Source organism: Micrococcus sp. KRD026, from assembly GCF_017168445.1.
Lineage (GTDB): Bacteria > Actinomycetota > Actinomycetes > Actinomycetales > Micrococcaceae > Micrococcus > Micrococcus luteus.
On record NZ_JABFBA010000024.1, the window covers coordinates 22,823 to 44,566 of the forward strand.

The 21,744-nt window shown below is 75.5% G+C and carries 19 protein-coding genes; 12 read left to right on the forward strand and 7 right to left on the reverse strand.

Annotated features, from left to right (window positions below):
- Positions 1-815 (forward strand): glycerophosphodiester phosphodiesterase (locus J1M40_RS08730; protein ID WP_241252188.1); only part of this gene is annotated, 815 nt, incomplete at its 5' end.
- Between the two features lie 10 nt (positions 816-825).
- On the opposite strand, the gene J1M40_RS08735 is transcribed toward J1M40_RS08730, so the two are convergent.
- From J1M40_RS08735 to J1M40_RS08745, 3 genes are all read right to left on the reverse strand, one after another.
- Positions 826-2,331: an aldehyde dehydrogenase family protein gene (locus tag J1M40_RS08735; RefSeq protein WP_206450711.1), complete on the reverse strand. Its 1,506-nt coding sequence runs from the start codon at positions 2,329-2,331 to the stop codon at positions 826-828.
- A gap of 193 nt (positions 2,332-2,524) precedes the next feature.
- On the reverse strand, positions 2,525-4,243 hold the full coding sequence (gene pgm / locus J1M40_RS08740; protein WP_049144904.1) for a phosphoglucomutase (alpha-D-glucose-1,6-bisphosphate-dependent): 1,719 nt from the start codon (positions 4,241-4,243) through the stop codon (positions 2,525-2,527).
- A 67-nt stretch (positions 4,244-4,310) separates the two neighbouring features.
- Complete coding sequence (locus J1M40_RS08745) at positions 4,311-4,739, reverse strand: Fur family transcriptional regulator (protein ID WP_036337205.1); 429 nt, start codon at positions 4,737-4,739, stop codon at positions 4,311-4,313.
- 161 nt (positions 4,740-4,900) lie between these two features.
- On the opposite strand from J1M40_RS08745, the gene J1M40_RS08750 reads away from it, so the two are divergent.
- The 3 genes from J1M40_RS08750 to J1M40_RS08760 all read left to right on the forward strand — a co-directional run bounded on the left by J1M40_RS08750 (position 4,901) and on the right by J1M40_RS08760 (position 8,794).
- On the forward strand, positions 4,901-6,019 hold the full coding sequence (locus J1M40_RS08750) for an acyl-CoA hydrolase (RefSeq protein WP_078026151.1): 1,119 nt from the start codon (positions 4,901-4,903) through the stop codon (positions 6,017-6,019).
- Positions 6,016-8,139, forward strand: a complete 2,124-nt coding sequence (locus J1M40_RS08755) for a PIG-L family deacetylase (protein WP_206450712.1) — start codon at positions 6,016-6,018, stop codon at positions 8,137-8,139. Before J1M40_RS08750 ends, J1M40_RS08755 begins: the two co-directional genes overlap by 4 nt.
- Before the next feature lie 97 nt (positions 8,140-8,236).
- Positions 8,237-8,794 (forward strand): DUF4190 domain-containing protein, encoded by a 558-nt coding sequence (locus J1M40_RS08760; protein WP_206450713.1) that lies wholly within the window; start codon positions 8,237-8,239, stop codon positions 8,792-8,794.
- Positions 8,795-8,803: 9 nt separating this feature from the next.
- Here J1M40_RS08760 and J1M40_RS08765 read toward each other — a convergent pair whose 3' ends face one another.
- The gene (locus J1M40_RS08765) at positions 8,804-10,261 is read right to left on the reverse strand and encodes an amidase (protein WP_206450714.1); all 1,458 of its coding nucleotides are present in this window, start codon (positions 10,259-10,261) and stop codon (positions 8,804-8,806) included.
- A gap of 83 nt (positions 10,262-10,344) precedes the next feature.
- Between J1M40_RS08765 and J1M40_RS08770 the strand changes: the two genes are divergently transcribed.
- Together J1M40_RS08770 and pheA are read left to right on the forward strand one after the other, a co-directional pair.
- The gene (locus J1M40_RS08770) at positions 10,345-10,671 is read left to right on the forward strand and encodes a rhodanese-like domain-containing protein (RefSeq protein WP_002858251.1); all 327 of its coding nucleotides are present in this window, start codon (positions 10,345-10,347) and stop codon (positions 10,669-10,671) included.
- Positions 10,668-11,618: a prephenate dehydratase gene (gene pheA, locus J1M40_RS08775; protein WP_036316234.1), complete on the forward strand. Its 951-nt coding sequence runs from the start codon at positions 10,668-10,670 to the stop codon at positions 11,616-11,618. Before J1M40_RS08770 ends, pheA begins: the two co-directional genes overlap by 4 nt.
- A 233-nt stretch (positions 11,619-11,851) precedes the next feature.
- Here pheA and J1M40_RS08780 read toward each other — a convergent pair whose 3' ends face one another.
- A complete protein-coding gene (locus J1M40_RS08780) occupies positions 11,852-13,030 on the reverse strand; it encodes a diacylglycerol kinase family protein (RefSeq protein WP_041103508.1) in 1,179 nt (392 codons plus the stop codon).
- Positions 13,031-13,176: 146 nt separating this feature from the next.
- Here J1M40_RS08780 and J1M40_RS08785 point away from each other — a divergent pair, with 146 nt between their 5' ends.
- From J1M40_RS08785 to J1M40_RS08795, 3 genes are all read left to right on the forward strand, one after another.
- The gene (locus J1M40_RS08785) at positions 13,177-14,184 is read left to right on the forward strand and encodes an IS481 family transposase (RefSeq protein ID WP_101967671.1); all 1,008 of its coding nucleotides are present in this window, start codon (positions 13,177-13,179) and stop codon (positions 14,182-14,184) included.
- Positions 14,185-14,194: 10 nt separating this feature from the next.
- On the forward strand, positions 14,195-15,478 hold the full coding sequence (serS, locus tag J1M40_RS08790; protein ID WP_036380800.1) for a serine--tRNA ligase: 1,284 nt from the start codon (positions 14,195-14,197) through the stop codon (positions 15,476-15,478).
- 125 nt (positions 15,479-15,603) lie between these two features.
- Positions 15,604-16,413 (forward strand): HAD family hydrolase, encoded by an 810-nt coding sequence (locus J1M40_RS08795; RefSeq protein WP_044659867.1) that lies wholly within the window; start codon positions 15,604-15,606, stop codon positions 16,411-16,413.
- 27 nt (positions 16,414-16,440) lie between these two features.
- On the opposite strand, the gene J1M40_RS08800 is transcribed toward J1M40_RS08795, so the two are convergent.
- On the reverse strand, positions 16,441-17,070 hold the full coding sequence (locus tag J1M40_RS08800; protein ID WP_041104661.1) for a hypothetical protein: 630 nt from the start codon (positions 17,068-17,070) through the stop codon (positions 16,441-16,443).
- An 89-nt stretch (positions 17,071-17,159) separates the two neighbouring features.
- A complete protein-coding gene (locus J1M40_RS08805) occupies positions 17,160-17,747 on the reverse strand; it encodes an inorganic diphosphatase (protein WP_069941985.1) in 588 nt (195 codons plus the stop codon).
- A gap of 220 nt (positions 17,748-17,967) precedes the next feature.
- On the opposite strand from J1M40_RS08805, the gene dacB reads away from it, so the two are divergent.
- The 3 genes from dacB to tilS are packed head-to-tail and all read left to right on the forward strand — an operon-like array spanning position 17,968 to position 21,713.
- The gene (gene dacB, locus J1M40_RS08810; protein WP_223247494.1) at positions 17,968-19,278 is read left to right on the forward strand and encodes a D-alanyl-D-alanine carboxypeptidase/D-alanyl-D-alanine-endopeptidase; all 1,311 of its coding nucleotides are present in this window, start codon (positions 17,968-17,970) and stop codon (positions 19,276-19,278) included.
- Positions 19,279-19,312: 34 nt separating this feature from the next.
- Positions 19,313-20,545: a zinc-dependent metalloprotease gene (locus J1M40_RS08815; protein WP_069941983.1), complete on the forward strand. Its 1,233-nt coding sequence runs from the start codon at positions 19,313-19,315 to the stop codon at positions 20,543-20,545.
- A complete protein-coding gene (gene tilS, locus J1M40_RS08820) occupies positions 20,532-21,713 on the forward strand; it encodes a tRNA lysidine(34) synthetase TilS (protein WP_102708240.1) in 1,182 nt (393 codons plus the stop codon). Before J1M40_RS08815 ends, tilS begins: the two co-directional genes overlap by 14 nt.
- Positions 21,714-21,744 lie beyond the last annotated feature (31 nt).

Here is a 21,744-nt window from a genome sequence, read left to right on the forward strand (position 1 = left end):
CCCCCGCCTACCTCACCGACTCCGTCCCCGCCCGTCGCGGCCACCCGCTGGGGTTCGCGCACCGGGGCGCCGCCGTCGACCGGGAGAACTCCCTGGCCGCGTTCGTGGACGCCCACGCCGCCGGGTTCACCTACCTCGAGCTGGACGTGCGCACCACGGCGGACGGCGAGCTCGTCGTCTTCCACGACGACACCCTGGACCGCGTCAGCACCGGCCGCGGCCGGCTGCACGACCACACGTGGGAGCGGCTGGCGGACGTCACGGTCGGCGGGGAGCCGCTGCTGCGCTTCACCGAACTGCTCACGGCGCTCCCCGAGGCGCGCCTCAACGTGGACCTCAAGGACCGCGCGTCGGCCCCGGCCCTGGCCCGCATCCTCGCCGAGCACGGCGCGTGGGACCGCGTGCTCGTCGCCTCGTTCCACGACTCGCGGCGCCGCCTCTTCCGGCGCGCCCTCGCCCGCCTCGGCCACCCCGAGCGGGCGTACGGGCCGGAGCGGGTGGCGACGTCGGGCGGGGCGGCCGCCATCGCGGCGCTCGTGACGCTGGGCCCGCTGGGACTGACCCGCTGGCTGCGCCGGTACGCCCTCGACGTCGACTGCGTGCAGGTGCCCGTCCGGCACGGCCGCGTGCCCGTGGCCACCGCCGACTTCGTGCGGCGGTGCCACGCGGCGGGCCTGCCGGTGCACGTGTGGGTCGTGGACGAGCCCGCGGAGATCGAGCGCCTGCTCGACCTCGGTGTCGACGGGATCATGACCGACCGCGCCGACGTCCTCGCCGAGGTCTACGCCCGCCGCGGACTCTGGCCGCAGCGCTGACCCCCGCCCCTCAGAGCATCTTCGGCAGCAGCGCCCGCTTCATCCGCCCGTACGGCGGGTAGGCGGTCTTGAGCGTGTCCACCTGGTCCGACTTCGTGATGGACGGGCGCAGGTGGGAGAACGTCTCGAACCCGTGGATGCCGTGGTACGCGCCCATCCCGGACGCGCCGATCCCGCCGAACGGCAGCGTCGCGATGCCGGCGTGCAGCAGGCCGACGTCGTAGCCGAGGCCACCGGCCTGCACCTGGTCGTCGAACGCGCGGTGGTAGCTGGGCCGGTCCGTGAACAGGTACGCGGCCAGTGGGTGCGGGCGCTCCGCGATGAAGTCCAGGGCGTCCTGGAAGGTGTCCACGGTCAGCACGGGCAGGATCGGGCCGAACAGCTCCTCCTGCATGAGCGCGCCGTCCGGCTTGACGCCCGTCACCACGGTCGGCGCCATGTAGCGCCCCGCCACGTCCACGTCGCCGCCGACGAGCAGCTCGGCGCCGGCGTCGAGGTCCGCCTGGAGCATCTCCCGCAGCCGCTCCGCGTGCTCGGCGGAGATGAGGCGGCCGTAGTCCTTCGACGCGCGGGGGTCGTCGCCGTAGAACTCGCGCAGGGCTGCGGGGAGCTCGGCGGTCACCTGGCGCAGCGCGGCCTCGCCGACGGCCAGCACGTAGTCCGGGGCCACGCACGTCTGGCCCGCGTTGGTGAACTTCGCCCACGCGATGCGGCGGGCCATCGCTCCCGTGTTCCGCGACGGCGTCACCACCGCCGGCGACTTGCCGCCCAGCTCGAGCGTCACGGGGGAGAGGGTCTTCGCCGCCGCCTCGTAGACGATCCGGCCCACGCGCTCCCCGCCGGTGTAGAGGATGTGGTCCCACGGCTCCGCCAGCAGCGCGGTGTTGCACTCCTTGCCGCCCGCCACCACGGAGACCAGCGCGGAGTCCAGGTACTGCGGCACCAGCTCCCGCAGCGCCGCCGCCGTGGCCGGGGCCTTCTCCGACGGGCTGAGCACCACCGTGTTGCCGGCCGCCAGCGCACCCACGACCGGGGCGAGCGCGAGCTGCACCGGGTAGTTCCACGCGCCGATGACCAGCACGAGACCCTTGGGCCGCGGCCTGACCTCCGCGCTCGCGGGCCGCAGGGCCAGCGGCAGCTTCACGGGCCGCGGCTCCATCCAGTCGGTCAGGTGCAGCAGCGCGTGGTCCACCTCGGAGCGCACCGAGACGATCTCCGTGATCAGCGCCTCGGTGGCCGGCTTGCCCAGGTCCGTGCCGAGCGCCGCGACGAACCGGTCCGCGTGCTCGGTCAGCATCCGCTTCAGGCCCTTGAGCTGGCGCACCCGCACCGCGCGCGGGTGGGCGGCGCGGGAGCGGGCGGCGGCGCGCAGCCGCTCGACGGCGGCCCGCGGCTCCTCGGGTCGGGGCCCGGCCGGCGCGATCGGCAGGGCCTCGGTGGGCAACGGCTCGCGGACCGGATCGTCGGCGGGGGAGTCGGGGGAGTCGGTGGTCAGACCGGGGGGCTGCGTGCTCATGCCGGCCACGCTACCGAGCGGCCCTGTGCGGCGGCAGGGCGGGGCGCCGTCGTCGTCCTCCGGCCGCTGGTGCCGCCCCGACGGGCGCCACGGCGTTTTCGTTCGGGAAACGGCGCGCGCGCCCGGCCGTTTCCCGAACGAAAGCGGTGCGACACGCCGCCGTTTCCCGAACGAAAGCGGGCGGGGGTGAGGGTCAGCCGATGACCGCGTCCACCAGCCGCTGCGCCTCCGCCTGCACCTGCGTCAGGTGCTCGGGGCCGCGGAAGGACTCCGCGTAGATCTTGTAGACGTCCTCGGTGCCGGAGGGCCGCGCCGCGAACCACGCGTGCTGCGTGACCACCTTGAGCCCGCCGATCGGGGCGTCGTTGCCCGGGGCGTTGGTCAGCGTCGCGAGGATGGTCTCGCCGGCCAGCTCGGTCACGGGGACGTCGTCGGGGGAGAGGGTCTTCAGCTTCGCCTTCTGCTCGGCGGTCGCGGGGGCGTCGATGCGCGCGTACGCCGGGTCGCCGTGCAGGGCCACGAGGTCGCGGTACCGCTCGGACGGGGACTGGCCCGTCACGGCGATGATCTCCGCGGCCAGCAGGCACAGCAGCAGCCCGTCCTTGTCCGTGGACCACGGGCTGCCGTCGAACTGCACGAAGGACGCGCCCGCGGACTCCTCGCCGCCGAACACACCGGTGCCCGTCAGCAGGCCCGGCACGAACCACTTGAAGCCCACCGGCACCTCCACGAGCTCGCGGCCCAGGTCCCCGGCCACGCGGTCGATCATCGAGGAGCTCACCAGGGTCTTGCCCACGCCCGCGCTCTGGGGCCACTGCTCGCGGTGGCGGTACAGGTAGTCGATGGCCACGGCGAGGTAGTGGTTCGGGTTCATCAGCCCGCCGTCGGGGGTGACGATCCCGTGCCGGTCCGCGTCGGCGTCGTTGCCGGTGGCGACGTCGAAGGGCGCCTGCCCGTCCGCGTCCGGGGTCATCCGCTCGATCAGCGAGGCCATCGCGTTCGGCGACGAGCAGTCCATGCGGATCTTGCCGTCCCAGTCCAGGGTCATGAACCCGAACCGCGGGTCCACCTCCGGGTTCACCACGGTCAGATCCAGCCCGTGGCGGTCGGCGATCTCGCCCCAGTACGCCACGGACGCCCCGCCCATGGGGTCGGCGCCGATGCGCACGCCCGCCTCGCGGATCGCCTCCACGTCGATCACCTGCGGCAGATCGGACACGTACCGGTCCAGGAAGTCGAAGCCGCCCAGCTTCGCGTGGCCGGCGACGTCGGCGCTCGCCACCCGGTGCACGCCCGCCAGCCCGGCGGCGAGCAGCTCGTTGGCGCGGTCGGCGATCCACGTGGTCGCCTCGGTGTCCGCGGGGCCGCCGTGGGGTGGGTTGTACTTGAAGCCGCCGTCCGCGGGCGGGTTGTGCGAGGGGGTGATCACGAGGCCGTCCACGAGGCCGGCGTTGTCCCCGTCCACCGCGAAGCCCGACGGCGACAGCTCGCGCCCGGCGTTCAGGTGCAGGATCGCGTGGGAGACGGCGGGGGTGGGCGTGTAGCCGCCGCGGGAGTCGACGAGCACCTCGACGTCGTTGCCCAGCAGCACCTCGACGGCGGTGTCCTGCGCGGGCCCGGACAGGGCGTGCGTGTCCCTGCCGACGAGGACCGGCCCCGTGATCCCGTGGTGCGCGCGGTACTCGACCACGGCCTGCGTGATGGCGGCGATGTGGTCGTCGTTGAACGAGGTCGTGAACGCGGAGCCGCGGTGGCCGGAGGTGCCGAACACGACCTTCTGCGCCGGGTCCGTCACGTCCGGGTGACCGGTGCGGTACGCCTCCAGGAGGGCGTCGACGTCGATGAGGTCCTGCGGCAGGGCGGGGGTGCCGGGACGCTCGGCGGCGGGCAGGGCGGCGGTGTTCTCGGTCATGTGCCACACCTTGGCACGGGCGGGCGGACGGGGGAAGACGCGCGGCCCACCGGGACGACGCCGTCGGTCACTCCCGGCAGCCGGCGCACAGCCCCCAGTAGTAGACCTCGGCCTCGTCGACCGCAAAGCCGTGGTCCTCGGGGGCGTCGAGGCACGGGGCGGAACCGGTGCGGCACGGCACGTCCACGACCGTGCCGCAGCCGCGGCACACGAGGTGGTGGTGGTTGTCGCCCGTGCAGATCTCGTAGCGGGCCGGGGAGCCGGCGGGCTGCAGGGAGCGCACGAGCCCGGCCTCGGTGAGCGCGTGGAGGCAGTCGTAGACGGCCTGGTGCGAGGTGCCGGGCAGGGCCCGACGCACGGCGGCCAGCACGGTGGACGCGTCCGCGTGGGGGTGGTCGGCGAGGGCGGTCAGCACCGCCAGGCGGGGGCGGGTCACGCGCAGGCCGACGCCGCGCAGCAGCGTGCGCTCGTCCTCGTCCTGCGTCGTGGTCTCCATGCCAGTCGATCCCATCCGGTTCTCTGGAACATGTCAAGAAAGAGCGGGCCGCTTCACCCCCGGCGCACCGGCCATTCCCCGCCGTGCCCGTGCTGACTACGGTGAATCCTCGACCCCGGGGCGCACCGGCCCGGGCGCCGTCGACGAGGAGGTCCCCACCCATGGCCCAGCCCGAGCCCGTCCGTCTCGTCCCGGGTGGAGCCGTGGACCGCCCGGCCGAGCAGGCCCTCCTCGCGGCCGCCGCGGCCTGCGACGGCGACGTCGATGCGATGGTCGAGCTGCTCCGTGCGGCGTCCGGCGCCCCGTCCGGCGAGGACGCCGCCCCGCTCGACCTGCCGCTGACCGGCGCGGGGCGCACCCGGGAGCAGTGGGAGCTGCTCGCCTCCGTCGCCGCGCAGGACCTCTCGGCCGCCCGCGTGCTCGAGCCCCATCTGGACGCGCTCTCGATCCTGTCCCAGGCCGGCGTCCCCGCCCCGGCCGGGCTGCTCGGCGTCTACGCCTCCGAGTCCGGCGGCCGCACCCCGGCCCTGCGCCCCGCCCCGGACGGCCCCGACACCGCCTGGCTGCTCGACGGCGAGAAGCCGTGGTGCTCGCTCGCGGACCGGTGCGCGGCCGCCGTCGTGACCGGCCGGGAGGCGGACGGCACCCGCCGCGCCGTGCTCGTGGACCTGTCCCACCCCGGCGTGGCCGAGACCGACTCGGCCTGGCCCGCGCTCGGCCTCGCCCCGATCCGCACGGTGGGCCTGGCCTTCGACGCCGTCCCCGGCAGCGCCGTCGGCGGCGCCGAGTGGTACCTGCGCCGGCCCGGCTTCGCGTGGGGCGGCATCGGCGTGGCGGCGGTGTGGTTCGGCGGCGCCGTCGGCATCGCCCGCACCCTGCGGAACGCCACCGCCGCCCGCGCGGCCGCCGAGGCCGAGGGCCGCGGACCGGGCCCGGACCAGATCGGCCAGGCCGCGCTCGGCCGCGTCGACCGGCTGCTCCACGCGATGGCCGCCCTGCTCGCCCGTGCCGCCGACGACGTGGACGCCGGCCGCCTGGACCACGGCCGCGGCATGGTCGAGGCCGACCGGATCCGCGGCACCGTGGCACAGCTGTGCACCGAGGTGATGGACGTCGTCGGGCAGGCCACCGGCCCCGGCCCGCTCACCGGCAGCGCCGCGCACGCCCGCGCCGTGGCCGACCTGCAGGTCTACCTGCGCCAGCACCACGGACACCGCGACGACGCCCGGCTGGGCGCCGCGCTCCTGACCGGCGAGACCGACGGCGGCTGGACGTGGTGAGCTTCTCCCACACCGACGACGGCACGTCCGAGGCGGCCTGGGCCGAGGGCGGCGTCGGCGAGCTGCCGGAGCTGCGCCTGCCCGTCTGGGACGCGCAGACGCTGCTGCTCGTGGCCGTGGCGCACCCGGACGACGAGACCCTCGCCGCCACCGGCCTGATCCGCTCCGCCCTGCGCGACGGGGCACGCGTGCACGTGCTGGTCGCCACCGCCGGCGAGGCCTCCCACCCGCACTCGCCCACGCACACGCCCGAGGACCTGGTCCGGCTGCGCCGGGACGAGATGGAGCACGCCCTCGACGCCCTCGCCGCCGGCCTGCCCGCCTCCGCAGGCCCCGGCTCTCCGGCGCGGGACCGGCTGACGTGGGCGTCCCTGGCCCTGCCCGACTCCGGCGTGGCCGAGCACGAGGACGCCGTGCGCGACGCCGTCGCCGCGGCCCTCGACGCCCACCCCGGCCCCGCCGTGCTCGCCTCCCACGACCCCGGCGACGGCCACGCGGACCACGAGGCCGTGGGCCGCGCCGTCGGCGCGGTCGCGGGCGAGTGCGACCTGCCGCTCTACGCCTTCCCCATCTGGTTCTGGCACTGGGCCGACCCGGCCGACCTGCCCGCCCGCCGCTACCGACGGCTGCCGCTCACCGACGACGACCGGGCCGCCCGCCGTGCCGCCCTCGACGCGCACGCCTCCCAGGTCCGGCCCCTCTCCGACGCGCCCGGTGACGAGGCGATCCTCGGCCCCGCCGTGCTCGCCCACCACGAGCGCCCGTTCGAGGCCCACCGCGTCTCCGGCCCCGACGACGCCGACGCCCACCGGGCCGCCGCCGTCTTCGACCGGCTCTACCGGGCCCAGGAGGACCCGTGGCGCTACCTCAGCTCGTCGTACGAGGCCCGCAAGCGGGCGCTCACCCTCGCCGCCCTGCCCCGGCCCCGCTACGGGACCGTGGTGGAGGCGGGCGCGTCCATCGGCGTGCTCACCGCGGACGTGGCCGCGCGCGCGGACCGCGTGGTCGGCCTCGAGGCGTCCCCCACCGCCGTCGAGCGCGCCGCCGCCCGGCTGTCCGGCGCGCCGCACGCCGAGGTGCGCCGAGCCGTGCTGCCCGCGGACTGGCCGGCCGACGTCGCCGGCGCGGACCTCGTGATCGCCTCTGAGATCGGCTACTTCCTGCAGCCCGAGGAGCTCGACGCGCTGATCGACGATGCCGACGCCGCGCTCGCCCCCGGCGGCGAGCTGCTGCTGTGCCACTGGCGCCACCCCATCGAGGGCTGGCCGCTGGACGGGGACGCCGTGCACGCGCGCGTCGCCGCCGACCCGCGCTGGCGGCTGCGCACCGAGCTCGTGGAGGACGACTTCCGGCTCAGCCTCCACGTGCGGGCCGCCGCCGCGACCCACGCCGTCGTCGTGGTGCCCGCCAAGGACGAGCAGGAGCGGCTGCCGGCCGCGCTCGCGGCCCTCACCGCCGCCCTGGACCGCTGGGAGGAGCACCACGCGCAGGGCACGGCCGCGGTCGTGGTCGCCGCGGACCGCTGCGACGACGCCACGGTGGCCGCCGCCCTCGAGGCCCGCGCCGCCGACCCGCGCATCCACGTCCTCGAACTGGGGGAGCCGACCGCCGGGCAGGCCGGCGTCGGGCGGGCCCGCCTCGAGGGCGCCCGCCGGGCCCGCGCGCTGTTCCCCGACGTGCCCGCCGAGCGCCTCTGGCTCGCCTCCACCGACGCGGACAGCCGCGTCCCCGCCGACTGGCTGCTGGCGCAGACCGTGGCCGCCGGCCACGACGAGGTGCTCGTGCTGGGCACGGTGGACGTGCACCAGGGGCCGCTGCGGCAGGCCTGGCTCCGCGGCTACCGGCACGAGGAGGGGCACCCGCACGTGCACGGGGCGAACCTGGGACTGCCGTGGTCGCTGTACGAGGCCGTGGGCGGGTTCCCGCCGGTGGCCGAGCACGAGGACGTCGGCCTGGCCGAGGCCGTGCGGGCCCTGGCGGGGGAGCGCGACGGCGGTGACGGCCGCCGGGTGCGCGTGATCGCCACCGACACCACCCGCGTGCTCACCTCGTCCCGCCTGGAGGGGCGGACCCCCGGCGGGTTCTCCGGGTACCTCAAGGCGGTGGGCCGGCCCGGGTGAGGCCGGCCGGGGAGCAGGGGCGCGGGGCCGGGCCGGGTCCGGGGGCACCGCCTAGACTCGGCACCGGACCGCGACGCCCCGAACCGGAAGGACCGTCATGACCGACCCCCACGCCTCCCACGACCCGCGCCGCGAGGGCGCCCGGCCGAGCTGGTACGGGTCCGAGGCCGGTGCGGGCTCCTCCGGCACCGGCTCCTCCGCCGCCGGCTGGCCCGGCGACGCCGACCGCGCCGCCTGGGACCAGGCCCCCTCGTACGCCGAGCAGGAGGAGCAGACCCGCCCCGCCTACGGGCAGCCGTACGGCTACGGCCAGGACGCGAACACCGTCCCCGCCTACGGCTACGGGCAGGGCACGCCCGGCCACGGCTACGGGACCCCACTGCAGCCCGGCCAGACCGACGGCGTCGGCCGCTCGGTGGCATCCATGATCCTCGGCATCATCTCCGTGGTGGGCGGGTTCACGTTCCTCCTCCCGCCGATCGTGGGCGTGATCCTCGGCCACATCGGCCTCAAGCGCGAGCCCCACGGCCGCGGCATGGCGATCGCCGGCCTCGTGATGAACTACGTGTCCCTCGCCCTGCTGCTGCTCGCCGTCGTGTTCCTCGTGATCCTGGTGATCGCCGGCATGTCCCTGGGCGACTACACCTCGACCTGACCGGCCGGCTCAGCCGGCCAGCAGCAGCTCGAGATGCGCGGCCAGGGCGAGCAGGGGTGCAGACGTGCCGGGCCGGCCGATGAGCTGGACGGACCAGTTCAGGCCCCGCTCGTCCCGGAGCACGGGCACCGCGACCGCGGGCAGGCCGAGCACGTTGACCATCGAGGTGTAGGGCGTGAACGCGCACTGCGCCTCGTAGTTGGCCTCGGGCTCCATCGCCAGGAAGTGGCCGACCGGCGGGGGCGCGGTGGCCAGCACCGGGGTCATCACCACGTCGACGGCGGCGAACTGCGCCCGCACCCCGCGTGACCACTCCTCGAGCCGGTGGGCGGCGTCGTCGATCTCGGCGCGCCCTGCGGCCCGGGCCGTGCGCAGGAAGTGCGCGGCCACCGCGCCCACGTGCGCCTCGGCGTCCTCCGGCAGCGGCGCCCGGAGCAGCCCGGCGGTCCACACCGTGCGGAAGTCCCGGTGATAGTCCTCGCCGTAGTAGGGGGAGAGGTCCTCGACCGCGTGACCGCCCGCGTCCAGGGCGGCGGCGGCCTTCGTCAGGGCGGTGACGGCGGGCCGGGCCAGGGAGATCTCCAGGTCGGGGGCGAACGGCGAGGCCGTGGTGACGCCGATCCGGCGGACGTCGACGGCGTCCCCGGCCCGGGCGGTCTCCACGGTGCGGCGCAGGTCCGACAGCACCCGGCCGGGCAGGCCCTCGGGGGTGAGCATCACGTCGTAGAGCAGGGCGGCGTCCTCGACCGTGTGGGCCAGCGGGCCCGACACCGTGAGGTTGCGGACCGTGTCCGCGTGCTCGTCCATCGGCAGCTCCCCGCGACCGGGCTTGAGGCCCACGAGCCCGCACGCCGCGGCGGGGATGCGGATGGACCCGCCCCCGTCCGAGCCCGGGGCGAACGGCAGGATCCCCGCGGCGACGGCGGCCGCGGCCCCACCCGAGGAGCCACCCGCGGTGCGGGTGGGGTCCAGGGGGTTGCGGGCCGGCGCCGTGACGAGGTTCTCCGAGTAGGAGTCCAGGCCGAACTCGGGCACGGTCGTCTTGCCGAGGGTGACGGTGCCGGCCCCGCGCAGGCGGAGCGCGAGCGGGTCGTCCTGCGCGGCCGGCGGCGCGTCGGCCAGCAGGGCGGAGCCGAACCGCGTGGGCATCCCGCGCACGTCGATCAGGTCCTTGTACGCCGTGTGCGGACCGGGCACGGCCCGGGGCGCGACGCGCGGGTGGGCCGCGTCCAGCTCGGCCGCACGGGTCCGGGCCCCCTCGGCGTCGAGGAGGGCGAACGCGCCGAGGTCCGCGTGGGCCTGGGCCGCGGCGAGGGCGGCCTCCGTGACCTCCCGGGCGCTCAGCTCCCCGGCGGCGAGGTCCTCCCGCAGGCGCACGGCCGAGCGGTCCAGGAGCCGGGCTGGGCCGGGGGCAGAGGGGGTGCGGTCGTCGTCGTCGGCGGCGGGTGCGGCGTCGGAGGTCTGCATGCGGCCGAGCCTAACGGGCGTGGCCCGGGTCATGGACGGCGGGGCCTTCCTGGGACGTCCGGGCGGGTGGCTACGCTGAAGCCATGAGCGCCTTCGAGACCGTCGATGTGAACGAGATCCCCGCCGATGCAACCATCCTGGACGTCCGCGAGGACGACGAGTGGGCCCTGGGCCGCGCCGCCGGCGCCCAGCACATCCCGCTGGGCCAGCTGCCGGACCGGCTCGAGGAGCTGGACCCGGACACGGACTACTACCTGATCTGCCGCACCGGCGGCCGCTCCGCCCGCGCCGCCGAGTTCATGACCGGCCGCGGCTACTCGGCCATCAACGTGGCCGGCGGCTCCGGCGCGTGGCTCGAGGCCGGCAAGCCGATGGAGGCCGACGGCGACGCCGAGCCCACCGTCAAGTGACGGGGACGGGCTCCGCTGACGCGACGCCGTCGCGCCTGCGCTACGCCTTCCTCGGCCCGGCCGGCACCTTCACCGAGGCCGCCCTGCGCAAGGTGGCGGACCCGGCCGAGGCCGAGTTCGTGTCTGCGGGCTCCGTGCTGAGCGCCGTGGCGGCGCTGCGCAGGGGGGAGGTGGACCGCGCCGTCGTCCCCATCGAGAACTCGGTGGAGGGCGGCGTCTCCGCCACCGTGGACGAGATCGCCCTCGGGGAGACGCTGCAGATCCTCGCGGAGGTGCACGTGCCCATCAGCTTCGTGCTCGTGGGCCGGCCCGGCGTCGCGATGGAGGACGTGCGGCGCGTGACCACGCACCCCCACGCCTGGGCGCAGGTGCGCGGCTGGGCCGAGACGGCGCTGCCGGGTGTGGATTTCACGCCCGCCCCGTCGACGGCGGCCGGGGCCGGCCTCGTGGCCCAGGGCGACTTCGACGCCGCCGTGTGCGCCCCGCTCGTGGCCGAGCAGACCGGGTTGCCGGTGCTCGCCGAGCGGATCGAGGACGTGCCGGGCGCCGTGACGCGCTTCGTGCTGCTCTCCCGGCCGACGGCCCTGCCCGCGCCCACGGGAGCGGACAAGACCACGCTGGTGGTGCCGCTGCCGGAGGACCGGCCCGGCGCCCTCGGGCAGATCCTGGCCGAGTTCACCACGCGCGGGGTGAACCTCTCCCGCATCGAGTCCCGGCCGACCGGCGAGGGCATCGGGCGGTACTTCTTCTCCCTCGACCTCGAGGGGCACCTGGCGGAGGCCCGCGTGGGTGATGCGCTCGCGGCCCTGTACCGGGAGTACCCCGACCTGCGGTTCCTGGGCTCGTACGCGCAGGCCGAGCCCGTGCCCACGAGGGTGCCGGCCGAGTTCACCGACGCCGCGTATCGCTCCGGCCGCGCCTGGGTGGAGTCCCTCCGCTCCCGCTGAGGCGGTGCAGCACTTTCGTTCGGGAAACGGCGGCCCCCGAGGGACTTTCGTTGACGAAACGGGAGGTTCCTAGGCCCCTTTCGTGGCCGAAACGGGACGATCACCACGACGACGGGCCGTCGTCGTGCTTCCCGTCCGCGCGTCGCCCCGGCGCCCGTTTCCCGAACGAAAGCGCTGGGGAAGCCGCCGTTTCCCGAACGAAAGCGGGGACGGGGGGGGTCAGATGTGCGGGGTCAGATGTGCGGGGCCGGTTCCGGGACGGGGGCGGCGGCGGAGACGCCGTCGTCGCGGACGGAGGCGTCGTCCTCGGCCACGAGCATCACGACGAGCGAGTCCGGCTGCACGCGGGCGTCGAGGGCGGTGATGACCCCGGTGGCGTCGCCGTCGAGCTGGGAGGGCATCGGCTCGGCGAACTCCACCTTCACGCGCTGCGCCTGCTCCGTGTGCATCACGGGGATGGAGCTGCGAGACCGGGTCACGGTCTTCACGGCGATCCGCGCCCAGTCGAGCGCGTGCCGGGGCGAGAGGACCATGACGTCGAGGAGGCCGTCGTCGAGCTTGGCCTGGGGCAGCAGCTCGACGCCGCCCGTGAGCATCCCGCAGTTGGCCACCATCACGGTGCGCACCTTGAACCGGCGGGGCTGACCGCCGTCGAGGGCCACGGTCACCTCGTGCCGCTTGCCGCGCAGGTGCCGTATGCCGGCCTCGCTGTAGGCCAGCCAGCCGGCCAGATCCTTCAGCTCATCCTTGGTGTCGCCCATGATGTCCGCGTCGTAGCCGGCGCCACCGATCACGGTGAAGGTCTGCCGGGTGACGCGCCCGTCCTCGTGCGTGAAGCGGACGTCCACGGTGTCGATGCGTCGCTGCCGGCCCCCCACGGCGATCCGCAGGCATTGCTCGACGTCGTTGATCGGCAGGTCCAGGTTGCGGGCCAGCAGGTTCCCGGTGCCCAGCGGCACCACGCCGAGGGCGACGTCGGTGCCGGCCAGCTGCTCGGCCACGGTGCGGACCGTGCCGTCGCCGCCCGCGGCGATCACGAGCCGGGCACCGGCGTCGAGGGCCTGCCGCGCCATGGCGGTGCCGGGGTCGTCCTCCTGCGTCTCGAGCACGAGCACCTCGCCGAGGCCCTCCGCCGCCGCGAGCCGCTCGAGCTCGCGCCGCACCCGGTCCGCGTGCGTCTTGATGGGGTTCAGCACCAGCGCGACCTCGTGGCGGCCCGTGCCGATGCCGGGCACCTCCTCCAGCCGGCGCTGCACGCCGCCCACCCGCGCGTCGAGGGCGTCCACCAGGAGACGCGTCCGTTGGTGCTGCACGCCGAGGCGGACCTGGCGCACCGCCAGCACCACCACGACGACGGCCAGCACGGCCAGGAGCACCAGGGCGGCCAGCGCCATCCACCACTCGGGAGTCATGCCCTGAGTCTAGGCGTCGGCCCCGCCCGCTAGGTGTTGTGGGTCATGAGGTTCTTGCCACGAGGCGCCGGCTGAGATGAGACGAGTGGGCCTCTCCCGCAGGATGGAAGTTCCTCAACAACCCACCTGCCCGAAAAGACCCACTCATGACTCACGCTAACGCACCCCTGACCCCCACCGGCCGTCTCAGGATGGTCCACCGCCACCTGCACGACGGGATCCCACAGGCGCACGTGGCCGCCGAGTTCCGGGTGAGCCGGCCCACGGTGGCCACCTGGGTGGCCCGCTACCGCGCCGAGGGCGAGGCCGGGCTGCTCGACCGGCCCAGCCGTCCGCGCCGTTCACCTGCCCAGCTCGACCCGGCCCTGGTCACCCAGATCCTCACCCTGCGCCGGGAGTGCAAGTGGTCGGCCCGCCGGATCCATCACCACCTCGTCTCCGAGGGCCACCGGGTGTGCCTCCGAACGGTGGGCAGGTGGCTGCACCGGCTGGGCATCTCCCGGTTGCCAGACCTCGCGCCCACAGGTGAGGACCTGCGCCAACGACCCCAGAAGATCACCGCGAGAGGGCCGGGGCACATGGTGCACCTGGATGTGAAGAAGATCGGGAAGATCCCAGACGGGGGCGGCTGGCGCACCCACGGACGTGAAAGTGAAGCAGGCCGTGCTTCCAAGCGCGGGCCTGGCCGGCGGGTCGGCTACACCTACCTGCACTCGGCGATCGACGGGTACACCCGCCTGGCCTACACCGAGGCGTTGGAGGACGAGCGGGCGGCCACGACCGTGAGCTTCTACTGCCGGGCGCGGGCGTTCTTCGCCGCCCACGGCATCACCGTGGACCGGGTGATCACGGACAACGGGAACAACTATCGGGCTGCGGACTTCACCGCGAAGGTGGTCTCGCTCGGGGGCCGGCATCACCGGATCCGACCCTACACCCCGCGCCATAACGGGAAGGTCGAGCGGTACAACCGGCTGATGGTCGATGAGGTCCTCTACGCCCGCCCCTACACCTCAGAGCAAGCTCGGCGTGAGGCCCTGGCGGTGTGGGTGAACCACTACAACTACCATCGGTCTCATACCTCCTGCGGAGACGCTCCTCCGGCCTCGTTGGCCCCGGCCCGAGTCAACAACGTCATGACCTCTTACAGCTAGGCTGGCGCACGTGATCGACGTCAAGGACCTCATCGAGCAGCCCGAGAAGTACCGCGTCTCCCAGGAGGCGCGCGGGGAGGACGCGTCCCTCGTGGACCGCGTGGTCGAGGCGGACGCGGCCCGCCGCTCGTCCATCGCGGGCTTCGAGCAGCTGCGCGCGGAGCAGAAGGCCTTCGGCAAGCGCGTCGCCCAGGCGAAGGGCGAGGAGAAGCAGGCCCTGCTGGCCGAGGTGAAGGACCTGGCCGCGCGCGTGAAGGAGGCCGAGTCGGCCGCCGGCGCGGCCGAGGCCCGCCTCGCGGAGCTGCAGCGCGCCTTCCCGAACCTGATCGTCGACGGCGTCCCGGCCGGCGGCGAGGACGACTTCGTGGTCCTCAAGGAGGTCGGCACCCCGCGCGACTTCGCCGCCGAGGGCTTCGAGCCGCGCGACCACCTCGAGCTCGGCGAGCTGCTCGGGGCGATCGACATGGAGCGCGGCGCGAAGGTGTCCGGCGCCCGGTTCAGCTTCCTCAAGGGCGTGGGCGCGCGTCTCGAGCTCGCCCTGATGCAGCTGGGCCTGGACCTGGCCCTGGAGAACGGCTTCGTGCCGGTCATCCCGCCCACCCTGGTGCGCCCGGAGACCATGCAGGGCACCGGCTTCGACGTCGAGCACGACGACGAGATCTACCGTCTGGAGCGCGACGACCTGTATCTCGTGGGCACCTCCGAGGTGGCCCTGGCCGGCTACCACGCGGACGAGATCATGGACGTGAGCGCCCCCGTCCGGTACGCGGGCTGGTCCACGTGCTACCGGCGTGAGGCGGGCTCGGCGGGCAAGGACACCCGCGGCATCATCCGCGTGCACCAGTTCAACAAGCTGGAGATGTTCATCTACGCCGCACAGGAGGACGCGGAGGCGGAGCACGAGCGCCTGCTGGCGTGGGAGGAGCGGATGCTGGGCGCCATCGAGGTGCCGTACCGCGTGATCGACATCGCCGCCGGCGACCTCGGCCTCTCCGCCGCCCGCAAGTTCGACTGCGAGGCCTGGGTCCCCACGCAGGGCACCTATCGCGAGCTGACGTCCACCTCGAACTGCACCACGTTCCAGGCCCGCCGTCTCAACATCCGCGAGCGGGTCCGCACGGAGGACGGTTCCAAGGGCGGCACCCGCATGGTGGCCACGCTCAACGGCACCCTGGCCACCACCCGCTGGATCGTGGCGATCCTGGAGAACCACCAGAACGCGGACGGCTCGGTCACCGTGCCCGCCGCGCTGCGTCCCTACCTCGGCGGGATGGAGCGCTTCGAGCTGGTCTGAACGGACGACGTCGTCCCCCGCGGCGCCGGTCGCCTCGCCCGCCCGCCCCGCGGCGCCCCTGCGGCGCCCCTGCGGTTCACCCGCGCGTCGCCGTCGTGTCCGGGCCGTGTGGTTGGGTGGAGGTCATGACGAAGAAGCTCGTGTGCCTGGACGTGGACGGAACGATCGTGGACCATGACGGCCATCTGCATGAGCCCGTGCGCGCGGCCGTGCGGGCCGTGCTGGACGCCGGGCACCACGTGGTCATCGCGACGGGCCGCTCCCGCGCGGCCACCCTGCCCGTGGCCCGCTCCCTGGGGATCGGCGCCGGCTTCATGGTGTGCTCCAACGGCGGCGTCACGCTGCGCCTGGACCCCGAGCTGGAGGAGGGCTACGAGGTCACGGACCTGCGCACCTTCGACCCGCGCTCGGTCCTGACCCAGCTGCGCCACCGCCTGCCCAGCGCCAAGTACGCGCTCGAGCTGCCGGACGGCACCTTCCGCTCCACCGAGCGGTTCCAGGACATGTCCTTCGGCGTGGCCGCGGAGGGCGTCACGTTCGAGGAGCTCATGGACACCACGGCCGTGCGCCTCGTGGTGTTCTCCACGGACTCCTCCGCCGAGGAGTTCGGTCGCGCGGTGGAGGGCATCGGCCTGTCCGGCGTGACCTACTCCGTGGGCTGGACGGCGTGGCTCGACGTCGCCGCGGCGGGCGTGACCAAGGCCTCCGGGCTCGAGGCGCTGCGCACCGTGCTGAAGGTGGCCCCCGAGGACACCGTGGCCGTGGGCGACGGCCGCAACGACATCGAGATGCTGCGCTGGGCCGGCCGCGGCGTGGCCATGGGCCAGGCCGTGGAGGAGGTCGTGGCCGCCGCGGACGAGGTCACCGGGCACGTGGACGAGCACGGGCTCGCCACGGTGCTGCGCTCGCTCCTCGAGGAGCCGGCCGCGGCCTGAGCGGCGCGACCGGCCCGGGCCGCCGGGTCAGCCCCCCGCCAGCGTGAGCAGCCGCGCGGCGGCGGGGCGGCAGGCGTGCTCCTCGTTCCAGTAGGAGCGCTGCACCGCCTGCGAGACGGCCTGCGCCGTGATCCCGAGCGCGGCGGCCGCCGGCTTCTGCTGGCCGCGCACGCCGGGCACCAGCAGGTCCAGCACCGCCCACTCGGCGTCGGTCCGGGACCACACGAGCTGCCCGACGAGTCGCAGCACGGCCTCGGCCTCGGCGGCCGCCTCCTCGTCCCGGCCGCGCACGGCCAACGGGATCCGCGCGGTGGACACGGCCGCCGCCTCCACGGCCCGCCGCGCCGCCGCGAGACCGGGCCCGCCGGCGTCGTGCAGGTCCCCGGAGGCGGGCGCGCCCGCCGCACCGTCCGCGTGCGTCACCGTCCCGACGCCGACCCCCACGTTCCAGCGGCGCTGCCGCAGGGCGCGCAGCGCCACGTCCACGGCGACGCGCGGGTCCTCGACGGCGCCGATCAGCTCGTCGCCCACGGCGCGCTGGAACGGGAGCACGACGGCGTCGCCGAGCCCCGGCACGTCCTGGAGGGCGCGCAGGAACGTGTCCACGCGGTCGCCGGCGTCGAGGGTGTCCCGCTGGTTGATGGTGAGCACGAACATGGTCGTCGATTCTGCCAGCCCGCAGACGACGCCGGCCGCCCACCCCGAGGGGTGAGCGGCCGGCGTCGCGCGCGTGGGCGGTGCGGGGATCAGCGGCCCTGGGGCTCGTCCGTCGCCTCGCCCTCCTCGGTGGCCGGCTGCGCCTCCTCGGTGTCCACCGCGCGGCCCTGGGGCTCGTCGGTCGGGGACTCCTCGCCCTCGGCGTTGAAGCGCTGGATGGAGGCCTCGAGCTCGGCCTCGGCCGCCGCGCGGCCCTCCCAGCCCTCGGCCTTGACCCACTTGCCCGGCTCCAGGTCCTTGTAGCGGGTGAAGAAGTGCTCGATCTCCTGCTTGAGGGACTCCTCCACGTGCTCGAGCTCGGTGATGTGGTCGTAGCGCTTGTCCGCCGGGACGCACAGCAGCTTGGCGTCGCCGCCGCCGTCGTCGGTCATGTTGAACACGCCGATCGGGCGGGCCTCGACGACGCAGCCCGGCACCAGGTCGAAGCCCGGCAGGTACACGAGGGCGTCCAGCGGGTCGCCGTCCTCGCCGAGGGTGTTCTCGAAGTAGCCGTAGTGCGTGGGGTACTGCATGGAGGTGAAGAGCACGCGGTCCAGGCGCAGGCGGCCGGTCTCGTGGTCGAACTCGTACTTCACGCGGGAGCCCGCGGGGATCTCGATGGTGACGTCGTGCGCCATGACTCTCCTTCGCACAGAGGGTGGGGTGTCCGGGCGGCGCGGCGCCGCCCGGCGGTGCTGCCGTCAGCCTACCGGGGGCGTCCGTCATGATGGACGCATGGGACAGGTGGACACGGGGCGCGCTGGGCGTCGGGATCGACGCACGGAACACCGCCGGAGCCGCTCGCTCCCCGCCGTCCTCCTGGCCGCGCTCGCGGCCGTCCTGGTCGCCTGCGGTCCCGTGACCGCGCCGACGGCCCCGTCGAGCGCGTCCGCCTCGACTTCGACCGCCGCGCCGACGTCGTCGTCCCCGTCCGCCGGCCCCACCGCGGCCGAGGTGGCGGCCGCCGTCGAGCCGGGGCTGGAGACGTCCCCGGGCACGGTCTCCGCCGAGTTCCGCGACCTGGCCACCGGCGAGGTGCTCTACGCGCGGGACGCGGACGAGCCCGTGGCCCCCGCGTCCTCGCTCAAGGTGCTCGCCGCCGCGGCCATCGTCTCCGCCCTGGGTCCTGAGACGACCCTGCAGACCACCGTGGTGGCCCAGCCCACCGCGGACGGCGCGGCCACCGAGCTGGTGCTCGTGGGCGGCGGCGACGTGCTGCTGGGCACGGGCGCCTCGGACTCGAAGGCCGTCTCCGGACGCGCGGGCCTGCGCACCCTCGCGGAGCGGACCGTGGCCGGGCTGGTCGAGGACGGCGTCACCGGGCGGGTGGTGGTCAGCACGGACCTGCGGCTCTTCGCGGACCGCACGGCCCTGAACCCGCGCTGGACGTCGGACATCCCGGAGAGCGGCAACATCGCGCCGGTGCAGCCGTTGGCCACCTACGGCGGCCGTGAGGCCCCTGGCACCGGGGAGGACCGCATCGAGGACCCGGCGCAGTTCGCCGCGCTCACCTTCCAGGCCGCGCTCGACGACGCGGTGGCCGCCTCCGGCGCCGACCTCGAGGTGGGTCTGCGGGACACGTTCCCGGCCACCGAGGTGCCGCGCGCCACGGTCCTCGCCGCCGCCCCCGTCGCGGCCGTGGAGTCCGCACCCGTGGGCCAGCAGGTCGCGTACCTGCTGGCCCACTCGGAGAACCAGGTGGTCGAGGCCCTGGCCCACACGGCCGCGCCCGCCACGGACCTGCCGGCCACCCACGAGGGCGCCACGCAGCTGCTGACGGCCACCGCCGAGGACCTCGGCGTGGACACCGCCGGGATGGCGCTCGTGGACTCCTCGGGCCTGTCCCCGGACAACCGCGTCAGCGCGGGCCAGCTGGCCGGCGTCGTGGCCGGGGTGGCCCGCACGCCCGCCCTGGGCACCGTGCTGGAGGGCCTGCCGCGGCCCGGCGAGGACTCCACCCTCGGCGACCGGTTCCCGGATGCCCCTGCGCGGCAGGCCGTGGCCGCGAAGACCGGCACGCTCGACCAGACGGTCTCCCTCACCGGCACCGTCACCACGACGTCCGGGCGGGTCCTCGCGTTCAGCATCATCTGCTCGGATCTGCAGTGGAAGCTGGAGCCCGCGCGCGCGGCGGTCGACGAGGCCGTCAGCGCCGTCGCCGGGCTCTGATCCGAGGTTCGGGGCCTGTGATCTGATGGAGCCCATGAGCGACGACCACGCGACCGACCGCCCCCGCGCCGCCGCGGACGCCGAGCCGGGCGCCCCCGCCGAGCCGGGCCCCGCCGTCGCCCACCCGGTGGACTGGGCCTTCGCAGCACGGACCGCCCGGTCCCTCGCCGCCGCCGGGCCCCGGTTCACGCCGCGCGAGGCGACGCGCGAGGCAGAAGGCCTGCGCGCCGCCGCGGAGGCCGCCGTGCCGCACGTCCACCGCCTGACCGGGCTCGAGGCGGCACGGGACCTGCGCGACTCGCAGGTGCTCGTGGTGGACCGCCCCACCTGGTCGCGCGCCGCCACCCAGTCCTTCGCCACGCTGCTGGACCCCACGTTCGCGCATCTGCGGGACACCCGGCCCCGCGAGCACGCCGCTGCCACCACCCGCGTCACCCGGCATGCCACCGCCCTGGAGATGGGCGGGATCCTCGCCTGGATGTCCGGGAGGATCCTCGGCCAGTACGACCCGTTCATCGCGCTGCCCGGCCCCGGGGGGACGGCGGGCGGCCCCGCCGGCGGACGCCTGCTGCTCGTGGCCCCGAACGTCGCGCAGGTGCGCGCGGAGATCAACGTGGACCCGGCGGACTTCCGCCTCTGGGTGTGCCTGCACGAGCAGACCCACCGCGTGCAGTTCGCGGCCGCGCCCTGGCTGCGCGAGCACCTGCGGGCCGAGATCACGGCGCTCACCGTCGGCCTGTTCGACAAGGCCGAGTCCCTGCCCGAGCGCCTGCGCACCGCGCTCGCGGCGGCGAACCCGCTGGGTCGGGAGGCCGACGCCGGCCGGACTGGGGCGCGGGACGGACACGACGCGCAGGACGCGGCCCCGGCCCGCCCCACGCCGGGCCTGCTCGGTGCGATCCAGGACGAGGAGGACCGGGAGCGCCTGTCCCGGCTGACGGCCGTGATGTCCCTGCTCGAGGGGCACGCGAACGTGGTGATGGACGGCGTCGACTCCTCCGTCGTGTCCTCCGTCAAGACCATCCGCCGCCGCTTCGACGAGCGCGGCGACCGCCGCTCGCCCCTGGACCGCATGCTCCGCCGCGTGCTGGGCATGGACGCGAAGATGGCCCAGTACCGCGACGGCCAGAGGTTCGTGGCCGCCGCCGTGGCCCAGCTCGGCATGGCCGGGTTCAACGTGGTCTGGGACGCCCCCGAGCTGCTGCCGAGCGAGGCCGAGCTCCACGCCCCCGAGACGTGGGTGGCGCGCATCCGTGCCCAGGCCTGAGGCGCGGGACCCGGGGCCGACGCCGGCGGGCGGGGCCGGCGGCCTGCCCGCGGTCGGCGCATGGCCGCCGCGCACCCGCTGGCCCGAGCCCCTGCACCGGGCCGTCGCGGCGGTGCGGGAGGCCCTCGCGGGCGACGGGTCCTGTCGCGCGGATGCCGGGCCGGGCCGGGCGGGGAATCGCCCCCGCGGGCTCGTCGCCCTCTCCGGCGGCGCCGACTCCCTCGCGCTCGCCGTGGCCTGCGCCGTCCTCGTGGGCACCCGGGACGGTGCGCGGCTCGGCCCGATCGGCGCGGCCGTGGTGGACCACGGGCTGCAGTCGGGCAGCGACGCGGTGGCAGCGGCCGCCGCCGACGTCGCCCGCATCCTCGGTCTGACCCCGGTCACCGTCACGCGGGTCGAGGTGGCCCGCACCGGCGACGGCCCCGAGGCCGACGCCCGGCGTGCCCGCCGGGAGGCCCTCGCCGCCGCCGCCCGGGACGCGGGGCAGGGGCGCGCCGCCGTCGTCCTCACCGCCCACACCGCCGACGACCAGGCGGAACAGGTCCTCCTCGGGCTCGCGCGCGGCTCCGGCACGCGGTCCCTCGCGGGGATCCCGGCGCGCGGGACGCTGCCGGGCGGGGCCGCCGTCGCCCGCCCGCTGCTGGGCCTGACCCGGGCGGACACCGAGACGATCTGCCGCTGGGCCGGGCTGACCTGGTTCGAGGACCCGCACAACCGCGATCCCGCGCTGCTGCGTTCGCGGGTCCGCACCCGCGTGCTGCCCGCACTCGAGGACCCCGACGCCGGCCTCGGCCCCGGCGTGCGGGCCGGGCTGGTGCGCACCGCGGCCATCGCGGCCGAGGACGCCGCGGCCCTCGAGGCATGGGCCGGCGCCGAGGTCACCCGGCTGCGCGTCGACCCGCCCGCCCGGGACCCGCGCGTCGTCTCCCTGGATCTGGACGCCCTGGCCGCGCTGCCCGCCGCCGTGCGCCACCGCGTGATCGCGCGCGCCGCCCGCGCCGCGGGAGGGCAGGCCCCGCCCCGCGAACGGATCCTCGCGGTGGACGCCCTCGTGACGGGCGCCCGCGCGGGGTGCACGTCGGCCGGTCCGGTGGAGCTGCCCGGCGGGGTGGCCGCGCATCGGGCGTGTGCCAGACTGGACCTCATCCCCTGCCTGCCCGGTCCCTGACTGCGGCCCGGCCCGGCATTCCCGCACGAGC